The 14942-nt window shown below is 61.7% G+C and carries 14 protein-coding genes; 7 read left to right on the top strand and 7 right to left on the bottom strand.

The genetic code is table 11. The features are described from left to right. Nucleotides 1–125 precede the first annotated feature (125 nt). Nucleotides 126–608 (top strand): flavodoxin FldA, encoded by a 483-nt coding sequence (gene fldA / locus G522_RS0101040; RefSeq protein WP_026789463.1) that lies wholly within the window; start codon nucleotides 126–128, stop codon nucleotides 606–608. A gap of 67 nt (nucleotides 609–675) precedes the next feature. Here the strand turns inward: fldA and G522_RS0101035 are convergent, their stop codons facing one another. From G522_RS0101035 to G522_RS24970, 3 genes are all read right to left on the bottom strand, one after another. Further along, nucleotides 676–1395, bottom strand: coding sequence for an LrgB family protein (locus tag G522_RS0101035; RefSeq protein WP_026789462.1), 720 nt, complete (start codon nucleotides 1393–1395; stop codon nucleotides 676–678). Next, complete coding sequence (locus G522_RS0101030) at nucleotides 1392–1778, bottom strand: CidA/LrgA family protein (RefSeq protein ID WP_026789461.1); 387 nt, start codon at nucleotides 1776–1778, stop codon at nucleotides 1392–1394. Before G522_RS0101030 ends, G522_RS0101035 begins: the two co-directional genes overlap by 4 nt. Before the next feature lie 106 nt (nucleotides 1779–1884). Continuing rightward, nucleotides 1885–4353 (bottom strand): putative bifunctional diguanylate cyclase/phosphodiesterase, encoded by a 2469-nt coding sequence (locus G522_RS24970; RefSeq protein WP_051227994.1) that lies wholly within the window; start codon nucleotides 4351–4353, stop codon nucleotides 1885–1887. Nucleotides 4354–4546: 193 nt separating this feature from the next. Between G522_RS24970 and G522_RS0101020 the strand changes: the two genes are divergently transcribed. The 5 genes from G522_RS0101020 to G522_RS24965 all read left to right on the top strand — a co-directional run bounded on the left by G522_RS0101020 (nucleotide 4547) and on the right by G522_RS24965 (nucleotide 7697). Continuing rightward, nucleotides 4547–4906 (top strand): ArsR/SmtB family transcription factor, encoded by a 360-nt coding sequence (locus G522_RS0101020; RefSeq protein ID WP_084632672.1) that lies wholly within the window; start codon nucleotides 4547–4549, stop codon nucleotides 4904–4906. A gap of 89 nt (nucleotides 4907–4995) precedes the next feature. Continuing rightward, complete coding sequence (locus tag G522_RS0101015) at nucleotides 4996–5346, top strand: rhodanese-like domain-containing protein (protein ID WP_051227991.1); 351 nt, start codon at nucleotides 4996–4998, stop codon at nucleotides 5344–5346. A 146-nt stretch (nucleotides 5347–5492) separates the two neighbouring features. Continuing rightward, complete coding sequence (locus G522_RS0101010; protein WP_051228196.1) at nucleotides 5493–6284, top strand: transporter substrate-binding domain-containing protein; 792 nt, start codon at nucleotides 5493–5495, stop codon at nucleotides 6282–6284. A gap of 7 nt (nucleotides 6285–6291) precedes the next feature. Further along, complete coding sequence (locus G522_RS0101005) at nucleotides 6292–7116, top strand: amino acid ABC transporter permease (protein ID WP_026789457.1); 825 nt, start codon at nucleotides 6292–6294, stop codon at nucleotides 7114–7116. A 68-nt stretch (nucleotides 7117–7184) separates the two neighbouring features. Next, nucleotides 7185–7697, top strand: a complete 513-nt coding sequence (locus tag G522_RS24965) for a dihydrofolate reductase family protein (protein ID WP_051227988.1) — start codon at nucleotides 7185–7187, stop codon at nucleotides 7695–7697. Nucleotides 7698–7755: 58 nt separating this feature from the next. Here G522_RS24965 and G522_RS24960 read toward each other — a convergent pair whose 3' ends face one another. The 4 genes from G522_RS24960 to G522_RS0100980 form a co-directional block, all read right to left on the bottom strand. Beyond that, nucleotides 7756–9375, bottom strand: coding sequence for a methyl-accepting chemotaxis protein (locus tag G522_RS24960; protein WP_051227985.1), 1620 nt, complete (start codon nucleotides 9373–9375; stop codon nucleotides 7756–7758). Further along, nucleotides 9350–9874, bottom strand: a complete 525-nt coding sequence (locus G522_RS0100990) for a PAS domain-containing protein (protein WP_026789456.1) — start codon at nucleotides 9872–9874, stop codon at nucleotides 9350–9352. The genes G522_RS24960 and G522_RS0100990 overlap by 26 nt, the downstream gene beginning before the upstream one ends. 282 nt (nucleotides 9875–10156) lie before the next feature. Continuing rightward, complete coding sequence (locus G522_RS0100985; protein ID WP_026789455.1) at nucleotides 10157–12601, bottom strand: glycoside hydrolase family 94 protein; 2445 nt, start codon at nucleotides 12599–12601, stop codon at nucleotides 10157–10159. A 318-nt stretch (nucleotides 12602–12919) separates the two neighbouring features. Then, a complete protein-coding gene (locus G522_RS0100980; protein ID WP_026789454.1) occupies nucleotides 12920–13843 on the bottom strand; it encodes a ketopantoate reductase family protein in 924 nt (307 codons plus the stop codon). A 167-nt stretch (nucleotides 13844–14010) separates the two neighbouring features. Between G522_RS0100980 and G522_RS0100975 the strand changes: the two genes are divergently transcribed. Continuing rightward, on the top strand, nucleotides 14011–14850 hold the full coding sequence (locus tag G522_RS0100975) for an aldo/keto reductase (RefSeq protein WP_210162864.1): 840 nt from the start codon (nucleotides 14011–14013) through the stop codon (nucleotides 14848–14850). Nucleotides 14851–14942: the final 92 nt, after the last annotated feature.

Below are 14942 nucleotides of genomic sequence, written 5' to 3'. Positions count from 1 at the left end.
TTCTCTCCTGCCGACATTGCCGACACCCCTGCGGGATTGCCCTAATTGCGAATGCATCGCAGCTGCAATTAGCTTTTCCCCAGGGTCGAAGCTGAGTGCTCCGTCGCCATCGAGAGGAATAGGAAATGACCGTTCACATAATCTATGGCTCGGACTCCGGCCGGACCAAAGCGGCCGCAGGTAAGATCGCCGCCAAGCTTGACGGCAAGGTCATCAACATCTCGGATGCGACGACGGCCGATTTCGAGGGCTGCGATCTTCTGGTGCTGGGGTCTCCCACCTATGGCGGGGGCGACCTCCAGGCGGACTGGGAAACCGGTATCGACCTGCTTGCCGAAGCCGATCTCACAGGCAAGAAGGTGGCCCTGTTCGGCCTGGGAGACCAGAGCAACTATCCGGACAGCTTCGCCGACGCCCTGGGCGCGCTTTATGACGTGGTGGTGGAGAAGGGTGCCGAGGTGGTCGGCTTTACCAATACCAAGGGCTACGAGTTCGAGGTCTCGACGGCCGTCCGCGACGGGCAGTTCGTTGGCCTCGTCCTCGATCAGGACAATCAGGCAGGCAAGTCCGAGAAGCGGATCGCGTCATGGACCAGCCAGATTCTCTGATCTCCGTCAGCGGTCGCATCGTCAACCACGCGTTTTGCGAGTTGGACAAGGGCGCGCGGCACTAAGGTCAGCTGCCGATGAATGACGCGGCCAGCGGCACCAGTACGGCCGTCATCAGGCCATTGAGGCTCATGGCGACGCCGGCGAAAGTACCGGTGAGCGGATGCACCTGGAAGGCGCGGGCGGTGCCGACGCCATGGGCGGCAAGACCGACCGCGAAGCCGCGGGCCCGGCGGTCCTGGATGCGCAGGAGGTTCAGGAGCGGCGTTGCCATGACGGCGCCGACGATGCCCGTGGCGACGACGATGATCGCCGTCAGCGAAGCGTCGCCCCCCACCGACTGCGAAATGCCCATGGCAACCCCCGACGTTGCCGACTTCGGCAGCGAAGAGATGGTGATCACCGCCGGAAGATTGAAAATGGCGGCGCAGGCGATCACCGAACCGATCGTGGTAACCGAACCGACGACCAGGGCGACGACGATCGGCACCAACGAGCGCATGACGACCCGCCGGTTCTCATAAAGGGGCAGGGCGAGGGCCACGGTGGATGGCCCGAGCAGGAAGTGAATGAAGTAGGCGCCGTTGAAATAGGTCTGGTAGGGCGTGCCGCTCGCAACGAGGATCACACCGATCACCCAGACCGAATGCAGCACGGGGTTGGCGAGGGGATTGCGCTGGACTAGCAGGGACAGCCGATCGGCGATCGAATAAACGACGAGCGTCAGCGTCAGCCAGAGCAGCGCGCCGCCGGAAAGATGAGCCCAGAGGCCTTCGGCGGGGGTCATTCCTGACTCTCCGTGGGGGCGGGAAACCAGCGCGAAACGAACCTGAAGGTGAAGGCCGTGACGGTGATCGAGATAGCGGTGGTCACCAGCATGATGGCGAGCACGCCGAATATGTTCGCCTCGAGAATGCCGAGGCGCTGGACGATGCCGACGCCGGCCGGCACGAACAACAGCGCCATCTGCTGCACCAGCGTTTCGCATGTCTTGTCGATCTCCTCGCTGCGGAGCGAGAAGGGTAGCCATTCCCAGCGGTCGCGCAGGAGAAAGAAGCCGAACAGCAGCACCAGCCCGACAACGGGGGCCGGCACCGGCAGGTGCGTCGTATAGGCGAATATTTCACCGATGAGCTGGCACAGCAGCACCACCGCGAGTCCGACGATCATGGGAGATCCTCAGGCCAAGTTGCAAACTGGCTTCCGAATAGTCGAACCGGCCGACCTCGTCCAATGCGTAGTGCGCGACGCAGCCGCGCGCCGCGACCCGGACGGATCAGGCGCTCCGCTCGATTGTCTCAGTGACTTCATCGCTGGTCAGCCTGGCGGGCCGGCCGAACAGGAAGCCTTGCGCCTCCTCGCAACCCTCTTCTTCGAGGATGCTGAGCTGGCCGACCGTCTCGACGCCCTCGGCCAATACCGGCACGTCGAGGCTGCGGCCGAGCGCCACGACCGCTTTGACAATGGCGCGCGAGTCTTCCTTCATCTCGGCTTCCATCAGGAAAGAGCGGTCGATCTTGATCTTGTCAAAGGGGAAGGAGTTCAGCGTATCGAGCGATGAATAGCCGGTACCAAAGTCATCGAGCGCCACGGTAATGCCCAGCGCTTTCAGCTGCCTCAGCACATGCAAAGCATGAGCCTTGTCGCCGATGATGGTCGACTCGGTGATCTCAAGCTCAAGTCTTTGCGGCACGAGGCCCGTTTCCAGCAGCGTCTCATGCACCAGCTTGACGATATCGTCGTTGGCGATCTGCACCGGCGACAGATTGACGGCGACCCTGAGGTTGTCGTTCCACGCAATGGCGTCCTGGCAGGCGCGCCTCAGCACCCAGCGTCCGATCGGCAGGATGGCGCCGCACTCCTCGGCGATCGGGATGAAGGCGTCCGGCGGAATGGCGCCGCGCGTCGGGTGCGTCCAGCGGATCAACGCCTCGTAACCAATGGTTTCCCGCGAGCGAATGTTCTTCTGCACCTGATAAGTCAGATGGAATTCGTCACGTTCCAGCGCATCCCAGAGATCGCGGGCCATGGCACGGCGCTCGCGGGACACCTCGTCCATTGCCGCTTCGTAGAAGCAGACGTTCTGCGTCACCGACCGTTTGGCGCGATATTTTGCCAAGTCGGCATTGTTGACCAGTTGCTCGGCGTCGACCGCGTCGTCCGGGTAGATGGCAACGCCGATGGAAACGCCAACGGAAATGTCGTTCTCCTCGACGCGAATTGGCTCATGGAAGCAGCGTTCGATGCGAGCGATGAATTCGCTGACTTCCGCCTGGCTGCGGAACTTCTTGAGTGCGCAATATTCGTCACCGCCAATGCGGCCCACGAACTCGCCCTCCTGCATCGCGCTGTCGAGCCTACGGCCGATCGCGATCAATACGGCATCGCCGGCGCTGTGACCGCGTTGGTCATTGATCTCGGTGAATTTATTGAGGTCGAGACCGATGGCTGCCAGCTTGATACCGTTGTCGGCGGCCCAGGCGAGGTCCATGGTTAGGCGGTCATTGAACTGGGTGCGATTGGGCAGGCCGGTGAGCGAGTCAAAGCGCGAGAGATAGGCGAGGCGCGCCTCCTGGGCCCGGCGTTCGGTCACGTCCTCGACGGTGGTGACCCAGCCGCCTTCGTCGGTGATGACGTGGGTAAAAGCAATCATCCGGTCGCCGAAGGCTTCCTCGCCGGAGACCGGCTCCGCCTGCGTGAACAGCTGGCCGAGGTGGCGGCCGAACAATTCTCCACCTGCCGAACGGTCGATTGCGCCATGTGTAGCGGCAATCCGGGCGGTGATAACATCTTGGACGTCCTGAGCGGATAATTTTGCGCCGAATGCCTTCTCGGAAAGATCGAAGATCTCGAGAAAGCGTTGATTGACCAGCAGCAGGCGATGGTGCGCGTCGAATAGGGCGAGGCCCTGCGTCATGGAGCGAAGCGCCATGTCGAGATTGCCTGTGGCTCGCTCCAGCTTGCGCATGGCAACGACATTGGCAGCCTCGAGAGCATCTTTCTGGGCAAGGTTGTTGCGGAATACGACCAGTGCTTCCGACAGATCGCAGATCTCCTGGGCGCGATCATGTGATTTCGGGACCTCGACGAGTTCGCCGGCGGCGAGGCGACGTGTGAGCCCGGATAACCGCTCCAGCGGACTGATCACGGTCGCCCGCATGAGCAGAACGGCCAGCATCAGTACCGAAAGAACGATGAAGGCTGCGAGCTGCGCCCGCTTAAGAATGTCGTTATGCCAGACGGCATAGTCGTCCGTGAGATCGATGCGCGCCGAGAAGAAGCCGGAGATGCGTGCACTGCCATCGCCCAGAACGAAAGCACGGCGGACGTTGAGATCGTTGTCGCCCCAGGTGACGATGTCGTTCGCCGCGCTGGGCTGATCGTCTACCTCCCTGCCGGTTTCGATCAGAATCGTCTCGCCCGGATGATTATGCGCGTAGACGTCGGCGATGGACCGAAGAGAGACCAGCAAGGCTCCGGCGTCGGTGTGGCCTCGGCCGGCTTCGGCGCCACGAGCTGGAATAGCTGTCAGAAGGTCGAGCCCGGCCGTTGCCCGATACATGGCTTCCGACTGAATGCCGTCGAGCTGCCTGACGGTTTCGGTCACTCCGACGGCCAGCTGAAGCACGGATAGCATCAGGCCGACGATGCCGACCACGATGGCTTGCAAGGATAGGACACGCGGCTTCCAGGAGGAGGCTTCGTGGGGAGCTTTCTGTTCCGAGAACGTTTTCAGGCGTTTCATGACACCGACGCTCGCCACCTGATATTTGAACAGCCGACGATATCCGTCTCTTTGATAATATTTCCCTAAATCGTCGCGACCGGCATTGCCGGTGACATACCAAAAAGAGTGAGCGACACAAAGCGAATTGCCAAATTGCGTATATTTGAATATTATGAGCTTTATAAAATATGAGAGGCTTCAGATCATGTCGATGCCTGGCGAATCCAACCTGTGCGACTCTTTCGGCAATCCGGTCGACCTGATGGAGACGCGGGCCGAGGAAGCGGCTCGTCTGCTATCGGCGCTGGGCCAAACCAAGCGATTGATGGTGCTCTGCCGTCTTGTCGACAATGAGATGTCGGTGGGGGCACTTGCCGAAGCCGTCGGCCTTGGTCAGTCGGCGCTATCGCAGCATCTGGCTCGTCTGCGGGATCTCGGCATCGTTGCGACCCGCCGAGAAGCGCAGACCATCTATTATCGTCTCGCCTCCGACAACGCGCGCCGGTTGATCGGTCTGCTATACGAGCTCTACTGCGCTCCTGCCGCCCAAGGCGCGGCTAGAAAAAGCTGATAGACGGTGGGATGTCTCGAGTAGGTAGTTTCCTTGACTGATGCTTAATATTAGTCTATACGAATTTAATAACCCAACAGAAATGTAAGATGGGCTTCTCCATGGTTTCCCTGTTTGCCCGCAATGAATCCAAGACACTGTCGCCGCAGGAAGTTGAAGAGCTGCTGGACCGCAAGGCCATCCATCTCGTTGACGTGCGCGAAGCGCATGAGTGGAATGAGGGGCACATTCCCGGCGCCGTCCACCAGCCACTCTCGGAACTGGCAACCTGGGCCGGTGCTCTGCCAACCGATAAGCCGGTGATTTTCTATTGCCTTTCCGGCGGTCGATCGGGGCAGGCGCTCGCTTGGTGCAAGTCGGCCGGGCACGCCGTGGACGGTCACATGGGTGGCGGCATCACGGCGTGGCGGATGCAGGGGTTGCCGGTGACGCGGGACTGAACGACCCGGCGCTTTTCTAGCCGGAACGACGGCAAGTAAACCCTTGCCAGCCTTGCGCGAAAAAGCCAATAGTGGCCGTCACGCGCCGGTAACGGAGGGATCTCGTTCCGGCTACCTCAGCGACGGAGGATCCTTTCGTGCAGATTATTGCAAACGCGGCCGCGGCCGCGGCGGTTTTGTTGTCGGCTCTCGTATCTCAGGCCAGCGCGGCCGACCTTCCCGACCTCAAAGGTCGCACCATCATCGCGGTAACCGAAAACGCCTACGTGCCGCTCAATTTCGCCGATCCCAAGACGGGGCAGGGCATCGGCTGGGAATATGATGCGTTCAACGAGATCGGCAAGCGTCTCAACGCCAAGGTTGAGTGGAAGCTGACCTCCTGGGACGCCATGATCCAGGCGATCCGCGATGGCCAGTTCGATGTCGGCATGGATGGCATCACCATCAACGACGAGCGCAAGCAGCAGATCGACTTCTCCGACCCTTACATGGTCTCCGAGCAGCTCATGCTGGTGCGCGCCGATGAGAAGCGCTTCACCGACGGTCCGACCTTTGCCGCCTTGAAGGACGGTCTGGTCGGTGCCCAGCCTGGCACCACCAATTTCTACGTTGCCGTCTACAGTGTGCTTGACGGCAATGAGAAGAATCCGCGCATCAAGCTGTTCGAAACCTTCGGGGCTTCGGTGCAGGCGCTCAAGGCCGGCGATGTCGACACGGTGCTGATGGACAAGACGTCGGCCGATGGCTACATCGGCGCCCAGCCTGGTGCTTTCAAGGTGGTTGGCGGACCGCTCGGCCGCGAGGAGTTCGGCTTCATCCTGAAGAAGGGGTCCGATCTCACGGCGCCGATCAATGCCGCCATCGCCTCCATGAAGGCCGACGGCACGCTGGATGCCCTCAACAAGAAGTGGCTCTACGACTACAAGAGCCAGAACTGAGCCGGCCTTGACCTTAAAAGAGACCCGTCGCCGCGAACTGCCTTGGTGGCTGCTCGCGGCGATCCTCCTCGCGATTGCCTTTGGACTCGTCATCGGTTCGAGCGCAAGCTACCGCGTCATCTTCGGGGCCGTGGCGAGCGGCATTTGGGTGACCGTCTTCGTGACGGTCATCGCTTACGCGTTCGCCTGCGTCATCGGCCTCGGCATCGCGTCGGCCGGCTTGTCGAGGCATCGCCTCCTGCGCGAGGCGGCCACCTTCTACGTCGAGATCATCCGCGGCGTGCCCGTCTTGGTCTTGCTGTTTTATATGGCCTTCGTCGCCGCGCCGGCGCTGATCGTCCTTTGGAATCTCATCACGGCGCCCCTGCAAGCCATCGGACTCATCGGGCAAGCCAGCGTTCGCGACTTCGATCTTCTATGGCGAGCGGTGGTGGCGCTAGTCATCTCCTATTCGGCATTTCTGTCGGAAATCTTCCGTGCCGGCCTTCAGTCGGTCGATCGCGGCCAGATCGAAGCGGCCAAGGCGTTGGGTCTCAGTCGTTTCAAGGTCTTTCGCTTGATCATCCTGCCGCAGGCCTTTCGTACGGTACTGCCGCCGCTCGGCAATGACTTCGTGGCGATGCTGAAGGATTCCTCGCTGGTTTCCGTGCTCGGCGTGCAAGACGTGACGCAGCTCGGCAAGGTCTATTCGTCGGGCACGTTTCTGTTCTTCGAGACCTATAACGTCGTCGCCTATGTCTATCTGTTGATGACGGTATCGCTGTCGCTTGCCGTGCGTGGACTGGAGCACCGCCTGCAGCGGCATCGCGATTTCATCGGCGATCGACGTTGATCAGGGACTGCTGACGGGATCCGGTAGGGCTGCCGATACTATCCAGCAGCCAAAATCGGAGACCCGACATGATCTGCGGATACATCGCCTCGACGCTTGACGGCTACATCGCCGGCCCCGACCACAGCTTCTCCTTCCTCGATCCCTATCCGGCGGAAGACGCGGGCTACGAGGACTTCTATGCCGGCATCGGCACGCTGGTGATGGGGCGCAACACCTATGAGGTCTGCCGACGGTCCATGCCGGCATGGCCATATGCCGGCAAGCGTCTGATTGTCGTTACGTCCCACCAGATCACCGATCTACCGGCCGATGCCGAGATATGGACGAAGGGCGTCGACGCCCTGATCGAGCACCTGCGGGCCGGCGCCAAGCAGAACGTCTGGATCGTCGGCGGCGGTCAGCTGCAGCAGGCTTTCATCGACCGCGATGCGCTCGACCGGCTCGATCAATTCATCGTCCCGGTCATCCTCGGCGGAGGCATTCCGCTTTATCCAGCCGCAGCGCGGCCACGGACGCTGAAGCTCGCCGAGGTCGGACGCTTCGGTGAAATCGCCCATCTCCGCCTTGAACGGCAGTGAATGCCAAGGCGGTGCCAGGCAAGGCATACGCCCTCATCCCTCAAGAACGGCGCTGCCCTCAAGCGGCGGCGGCGACTGTCTTGCCTCTGCTTACCAGCTTGCGCAGACGCTCCGAGGCCGCCGCCTTCATTTCGGCAAGCCTGAATTCGACGCCGACCTCGCTGCCCCGAATCCAGCGTATCGTGGCCGGCAAGTCGATATCCGTCTCGCCGGTGATGTGGACCTCGTCGCCGATCATGAGGGGCGGTAGCTCACCAGCAAATCGGCCGCCGGTCATGGAAATGTCAACGCAGGTCGCCTTGGCCTTGCCTCTCGGCGAGGCGATCGTAACGACATGACCACCCGGCACACGCTCCGCCGCCTGACGACGGTCAAGCGGCCCGCGCCGCAGTCTGACCAGGAACTCGCGAACGGTGACCGCCAGCCGATCACCCTCGGCCGATAGAGTGCCCGAGGTGGAAAACAGATTCTGGGCCAGCGCCGATGTCTCGCGGGCAATGCCCGTGATGCCCGAAATCCGATCGGACACCTGTCTGGTTCCTTCCGAGGCATTGCTGACGCCTTGAGCGATCTCCGTCGTGGCGGCGATCTGCGCCTCGATGGAGCCGCGCATGTCGGCGGTAATCGCATCGATCTCGGCGATGGTGCCGCCAATACCGATAATGCTGCCAACGGCGGCGCGGGTTGCAGTCTGCACTTCCGAAATATGCCGGGTAATCTCACTGGTGGCGGCTGCAGTCTGTGAGGCGAGTGCTTTCACCTCCTGCGCAACGACCGCAAATCCCCTGCCTGCTTCGCCGGCGCGCGCCGCCTCGATAGTGGCGTTGAGGGCCAAGAGGTTGGTCTGGCCGGCCACTTGCTCGATCAGGCCAATGACCGCGCCGATCTTCTCTGCGGCTTCGGAAAGACCGTCGACGATGCGCTTGGTCTCCTCGGCGCGCGCAACGGCATCCTTGGCGATGGCGGCGGAGCGTCCGATCTCTCGGCCGACATCACGAGCGGAGTCGCTGAGCTGTGTCGCAGCATGGGCAACCCGCTGCACGTCGCTTGACGCCATGCTTGAACTTGAGGCCGCATCGCTGGCGCGCTGGCCGGTCGAACTGGCTCCCTCGCCGAGGCGGGTTGCCGCGCCGCCCATGTCGCGCGAAGCGCCGACGAGGCTGTCCACGATGGAATTGATGGTGGCACCGAACTCGTCGGTCGATGCTTCGAAGGCTTCGACACGATCCTGGATCATGTCCGTGGCGTCGTTGATGGTATTCGAGGCGCGGAGCAACGCGCCGTGCATGCCGTTTGGCAGGATGCGGCGATAGTAGCGGTTCAGACGGACGGCCTCCATGGCCGCGCTGGCCTCGCGCACGAAGGCATCGATGTGGTCAGCCATGTCGTTGATGGCTTCGGCAAGCTCGCCAGCCTGACCCCATTGGTCAAAGACCAGATCGCGTGTTTCGAAATCACCCTTTCCGAGCGCGCGGGCCACGTTGGCCGATCGTTCGATCGCCCCGAAGAGGCGCAGGGACAAGACCAGACCTACCGCGGCGCCAATGATCGCGCCGGCGATAGACAGAAGCGCAAGAGTTGGCATTTCGGCCACCAGGGCGCCGACAGCGCCGACCAGCAGCAGAATGACCGCCGCGCCGGGGGCGAACGCTTCAAAGCGAGAAGATGAGTTCGTCATAACTGGCGGCTTTCGATTTTACGACATGCATGAGCTGGGCGAACGAGGCGACGAGCCCCTCTTTGGCACTGGCGTGTGACGCCTCGGTCCGAAGTAACTCGCCGTAGAGAGGCTCAATGACCTCTCGGACGACGCGCCGATCCGGCACGCGGCGGCTGGAGTGATAACCGTTGACCTTGCCGGCATTGTCGAATGACGGCGTGACGTGGGCAAACACCCAATAGAACGCGCCGGTGCGTGCCATATTTTTCACGTAGGCGAAGATTTCGCGCTCTTCGCCAAGCTGGTCCCAGAGAAGTTTAAAGACACAACGCGGCATGTCGGGGTGCCGGATAATCGAGTGCGGCGCATTCATGAGCTCGGCGCGGCTGTAACCGCAGATCTTCGAGAACGTGGCGTTTGCGTAAGTAATCCGTCCCTTGAGGTCGGTTTTGGAAACAATGATTTCGTCGGGTAGGAATGTAATTTCTTCGGAAGTTGGTTGAACGCGCGGCTTCATAAGCTGCACCTCGATAAACCAGACAATAACAATGTAACCATGGCTGGGTAGTCGTAAACAAAGAATAACGCGTCAAGAATATGACGGTTCGGCAAGGCAAAAAGGTAATATTACGTATATAGACTCACGCGTTTTGGCGAACGGACAAACTGTAGTTCAATCCGTTGAAATGAGCTTTCATACGATTGGGCGCCCAATGGAGATCGATCGGCTTGCCTTAGTGCATAAGAAAAGGGCGCCTCCGAGGGCGCCCTTTCCCATTTTATTCTCTGGCGTTGGTGGTCAGCCGAGGACGGCCTCGACCTTCACCGTTTTGACGCCCTTGGCCGGCGGCGGCACGATGTCGCCATCGACAGGCTTGCCATCGACGATGAGCGACACCTTGTTGCCGGCACCGTTCCGCTTGATCGAGATATCATAGGTGACGCCCCGGAAGACGCGGCTCGCCGTGAAGCCGGTCCAGCGCTCTGGCACCACCGGTGCAATGCGCAGGCCGGTGTATTCGGGGCGAATGCCCAGGATCCACTGGGTGATGGCATAGTAGTTCCAGGCCGCCGTACCGGTCAGCCAGGAGTTCTTGGCCTCGCCGTGCGTCGGCGCATCGCGGCCGGCGATCATCTGGGCGTAGACATAGGGCTCGAGACGATGGACGTCCGAGATGTTCTCGCGTACCGACGGCGAGATGCGGCTGTAGTAGTCGAAGGCCGCGTCGCCGTTGCCCAGCACCACTTCGCCGATGATCACCCAGGGATTGTTGTGGCAGAAGATGCCGGCGTTTTCCTTATAGCCGGGCGGGTAGGTCGAGATCTCGCCATACTCGATGTAGTAGCGGCTGTAGGCCGGCTGCTGCAGTACGATGCCATGTGGAGTGGCGAGATGCTTGCGCACCGCGTCGAGTGCCGAGCGGGCCTTGCCGTCGTCGACGCCGATGCCGGCCAGTGCCGCGAAACCCTGCGACTCGATGAAGATCTTGCCTTCTTCATTCTCCTTCGAGCCGATCTTGCGGCCGAAGTCGTCATAGGCGCGGACAAACCACTCGCCATCCCAGCCATGGGTACGGACGGTCTCGTCCATCTTCTTGGCGACGTCGGCATAGAAGGTGGCGTCATCGGCCTTGCCGACCTGGTTTGCCAGAGCGGAGAGCTCGCGGGCTGACAGCACCATCAGCGCGCCGATGAACACGGATTCCGCAACCTTGCCGTCCTTGCTGGTGGTCGTCTGGAATGACTGGCCGGGCGTGTCGGAGAAGCAATTGAGGTTGAGGCAGTCGTTCCAGTCGGCGCGGCCGATCAGCGGCAGGCCGTGCGGGCCGAGCCGGTCGAGCGCATATTGGATCGAGCGGCGGAGATGCTCGTAGAGCGGTGCCTCGGTGCCCGGCTGGTTGTCGAACACGACGGGCTCCTCAAGGATCGAGAAGTCACCGGTCTCCTTGAGATAGGCGGCAACGCCGATGATCAGCCAATGCGGATCGTCGTTGAAATCGCCGCCGATGTCGTTGTTACCCTTCTTGGTCAGCGGCTGGTACTGATGGTAGGCGCCACCGCTAGAAAGCTGCGTCGCCGCAAGGTCTAGAATGCGCTCGCGGGCCCGCGACGGCACCATGTGCACGAAGCCGAGAAGGTCCTGGTTGGAATCGCGGAAGCCGAGGCCACGGCCGATGCCGGTCTCGAACGACGAAGCCGAGCGCGACATGTTGAAGGTGGCCATGCACTGGTAGGCGTTCCAGATGTTGACCATGCGGTTGGCATGCTCGTCCGGCGAGGCGACCTGATACACACCGAGCAGCTCATCCCAGTGCTTGCCGAGCGCCGCGAAGGCCGCTTCTACCTTCTTGGCGTCGCGATACTTGGCGATGATCGGCTTGACCGTCGTCTTGTTGATGGTCTGCGAGCCCGGCGGGTCGAACTTCTGTTCGTTGGGATTCTCGTGATAGCCGAGCACGTAGATGATCTCTCGGCTCTCGCCGGGGGCGAGCGTCAGTTTCACATGGTGCGAGCCCATCGGCGACCAGCCATGGGCGATCGAATTGCGCGACTTGCCTTCCTCGACTGCCACCGGACGGTTCCAGCCGCGCCACGGCCCAAGGAAGCTTTCACGCTGCGTATCGAACCCGGCGAGCGGCTCCGAGCAGGAAAACCAGGCGAAGTGGTTGCGGCGCTCGCGGTACTCGGTCTTGTGGTAGATGACCTCGTCTTCAACCTCGACCTGGCCGGTGGAGAGGTTGCGCTGATAGTTGGTGGCGTCGTCGTTGGCTTCCCACAGGCAGAATTCCACCGACGAGAAGATCGACACGTCAGCCGGCGTCAGCCGCTCGTTGGTGACCGTCGTCTGCCAGATTTCCAGCGTCTCATCCAGCGGCACGAAATAGCGGGTGGCGGTGCGGATGCCCGAGCGCTTGGCCGAGATGGTGGAGTATCCCATGCCGTGCCGGCAGCTATAATCCTCAAGGTCCGACTGGGTCGGCATCCACGACGGCGACCAGTAGTCGCCGCTGGTGTTGTCGCGAACGTAGACGTAGCGGCCGCCGAAATCGGCCGGCACGTTGTTATAACGGCCGCGCGTCAAACGACGCAGACGAGCATCGCGATAGTAGGAATAGCCGCCGCCGGTCGCGGACAGGATGCCGAAATAGCCCTGGCAGCCGATGTAGTTGATCCACGGCAGCGGCGTATCCGGCCGGGTGATCACATACTCGCGGGCTTTGTCGTCGAAATAACCATACTTCATGGCGGCATCCTGCTTGTCGATGCTGTGTTCCCGCCTGGGCGGGCAGAGGATTCGAGGCGAACGCGTCCTCTCCGGCGTATCCGGCCGGCGTTCGGCGCACCTCTTAGCATAGTTGGACGAAAGGCAGAAGCGTAACGTTTCGAATTTGGTAGAAGGTAGGGGTTATCCCTGTAATATACAGCCTGACGTTGCTATCGAACCGAGAGAATCCGGCGGAAGAGACGGAAAAATGGCGATCGCCTCTGCCTTTCGTTAGGTCCGGACTTCGCGAGAGTCCTCCCAAAATGCGGTAACGTTGACGATGCTCTCTAGACCAGCTTATTCGGCTAGGCGGCGTGCGGCGTAGATGCCGAGATGGATGGCCGCAAGATGCAGATACGGCGTCTTGATGCCCACCGAGGCGGCGCGGGCGAGCAGGTCGTCGAGGATCTCGTCGTTTTCCACGGGCAGCCCCTTCAGGAGATCACGATACATGGAAGCCGTCATTGGCGAGCCAGGCGTGGTCAGCAGCTTGCGTGTGGCCTCGAGATAGGTGGGGTCGGGCGCCTTGCCGTGAGCGGTGGCAACGGCCGTCATCTCGCCGAGTAACGCCTCGATGAAGGACTGGCCACCCGGGCGGGCGATGATGTCGCCGATGGTGCCGCGCATCAGGCAATTGGCGGCCCCGAGACTGGCGAGCAGCACCCACTTTTCCCAAAGCTCACGGCCGACATCGTTCGATAGCCGCGCGTCGAAACCGGCGCCTTTGAAGAAGCTGTCGATTGCTTCGATGCGCGGGGTGCGGCTACCGTCATATTCGCCATAGATCATGTCGTGCATCGGCGACATCTGAACGATGCGGCCATGATCGTCGAGCCGGGCGTTGATCTTGCAGAAGCTGCCGATCACCCGCTCGGAGCCGAAGCGCTCGGACAGCACGTCGAAATGCTTGAGCCCGTTCAACACCGGCAGGATCAGCGTATTGGGACCGATCGCCGGTGCGATGTCCTCGATGGCCGCGGGAAGCGAATAGGCCTTCACGCTCATTAGCACGAGGTCGTAGGTTCCCCTGAGCGTCTCCGTTGTGACGATCTTGGGCTCGATGCGCGTTTCGCCCTTCGGGTCGACGATGACAAACCCGTTCTTGGCGATCTCCGCCGCTCGCTTGGGGCGAATGAGGAAGGTGACGTCGCGGCCGGCGGCTGCCAGCCGTCCACCGAAATAACCGCCCGTGGCACCGGCGCCGACGACGAGAAGCCGCATGAAATGTCCTTTCGAGTATGTGCCGAGCCCTGACGGCGCAGAAGTTACCGCAGGATAGAGGATTCTCGCCACGCCCGTCACGCATTCGCAGTGGAGTGCACGGAAACGAACTGCAATCATCCGCCGATGTGTGTCGGCTGCTATACTTAACCGGAATCAAGGGAGAGATGCCGATGAAGACCGTTCGCTTGCCAACGGGCGAAGACGTGCCGGCGCTGGGCCTTGGCACCTGGATGATTGGGGATGAGCCGCGCAGGCGCGCCGATGAGATCGCCGCGCTGCGCCGAGGCCTGGATCTCGGCATGACGTTGATCGACACCGCCGAGATGTATGGCGAGGGCGCTTCCGAGCAATTGGTGGGCGAAGCGATGGCCGGCCGGCGCGACGAGGTGTTTCTGGTTTCCAAGGTCTATCCGCACAACGCATCGCGTGAGGGCACCGTCACCGCCTGCGAGCGCTCGCTGAAACGCCTCGGCACAGATCGCCTCGATCTCTATTTGCTGCATTGGCGCGGGCGTTATCCGCTTGGCGAGACTGTCGCCGCCTTTGAGGTGCTGAAAGCGGCCGGCAAGATCCGCGCCTGGGGCGTCTCCAATCTCGACGTGACCGACATGAAGGAACTCGTCGGCGTGCCGGGTGGCGATAGGGTCACCGCCAACCAGGTGCTCTACAATTTGTCGCGCCGCGGCATCGAATGGGATCTGCTCCCCTGGATGCAGGCGCGGGGCGTGCCGGTGATGGCCTACTCGCCGGTCGAACAGGCAAAGCTCTTGAACGACAGACGCCTTGCCGCGCTGGCCGCGGAGCACGGCGTCAGCGTCGCGCAACTTGCGCTCGCCTTCGTGCTCGATCGCGATGGCGTCATCGCCATTCCCAAGGCTGGGCGGGCCGCCCATGTTGAGGACAACGTCGGGGCGCTCGACATCGCCATCACCGATGAGTTGCGTGCGGCTCTCGATGCGCTGTTCCCGCCGCCTCGGCGGGCAACGTCGCTTGAGATGATCTGATACGATCGGTTGCCACGACGAAGCGATGGAGGTCGCCCAAGCAGCCTCAAGCCGCGCAAGTCCCCTCGCGCGGCTCTTTCATCTCCACCTGA

The sequence above is a fragment of the Pleomorphomonas oryzae DSM 16300 genome (assembly GCF_000422965.1).
In the GTDB taxonomy this organism is placed as follows: Bacteria; Pseudomonadota; Alphaproteobacteria; order Rhizobiales; family Pleomorphomonadaceae; genus Pleomorphomonas; species Pleomorphomonas oryzae.
This window is presented reverse-complemented; position numbering and strand designations above follow the sequence as displayed.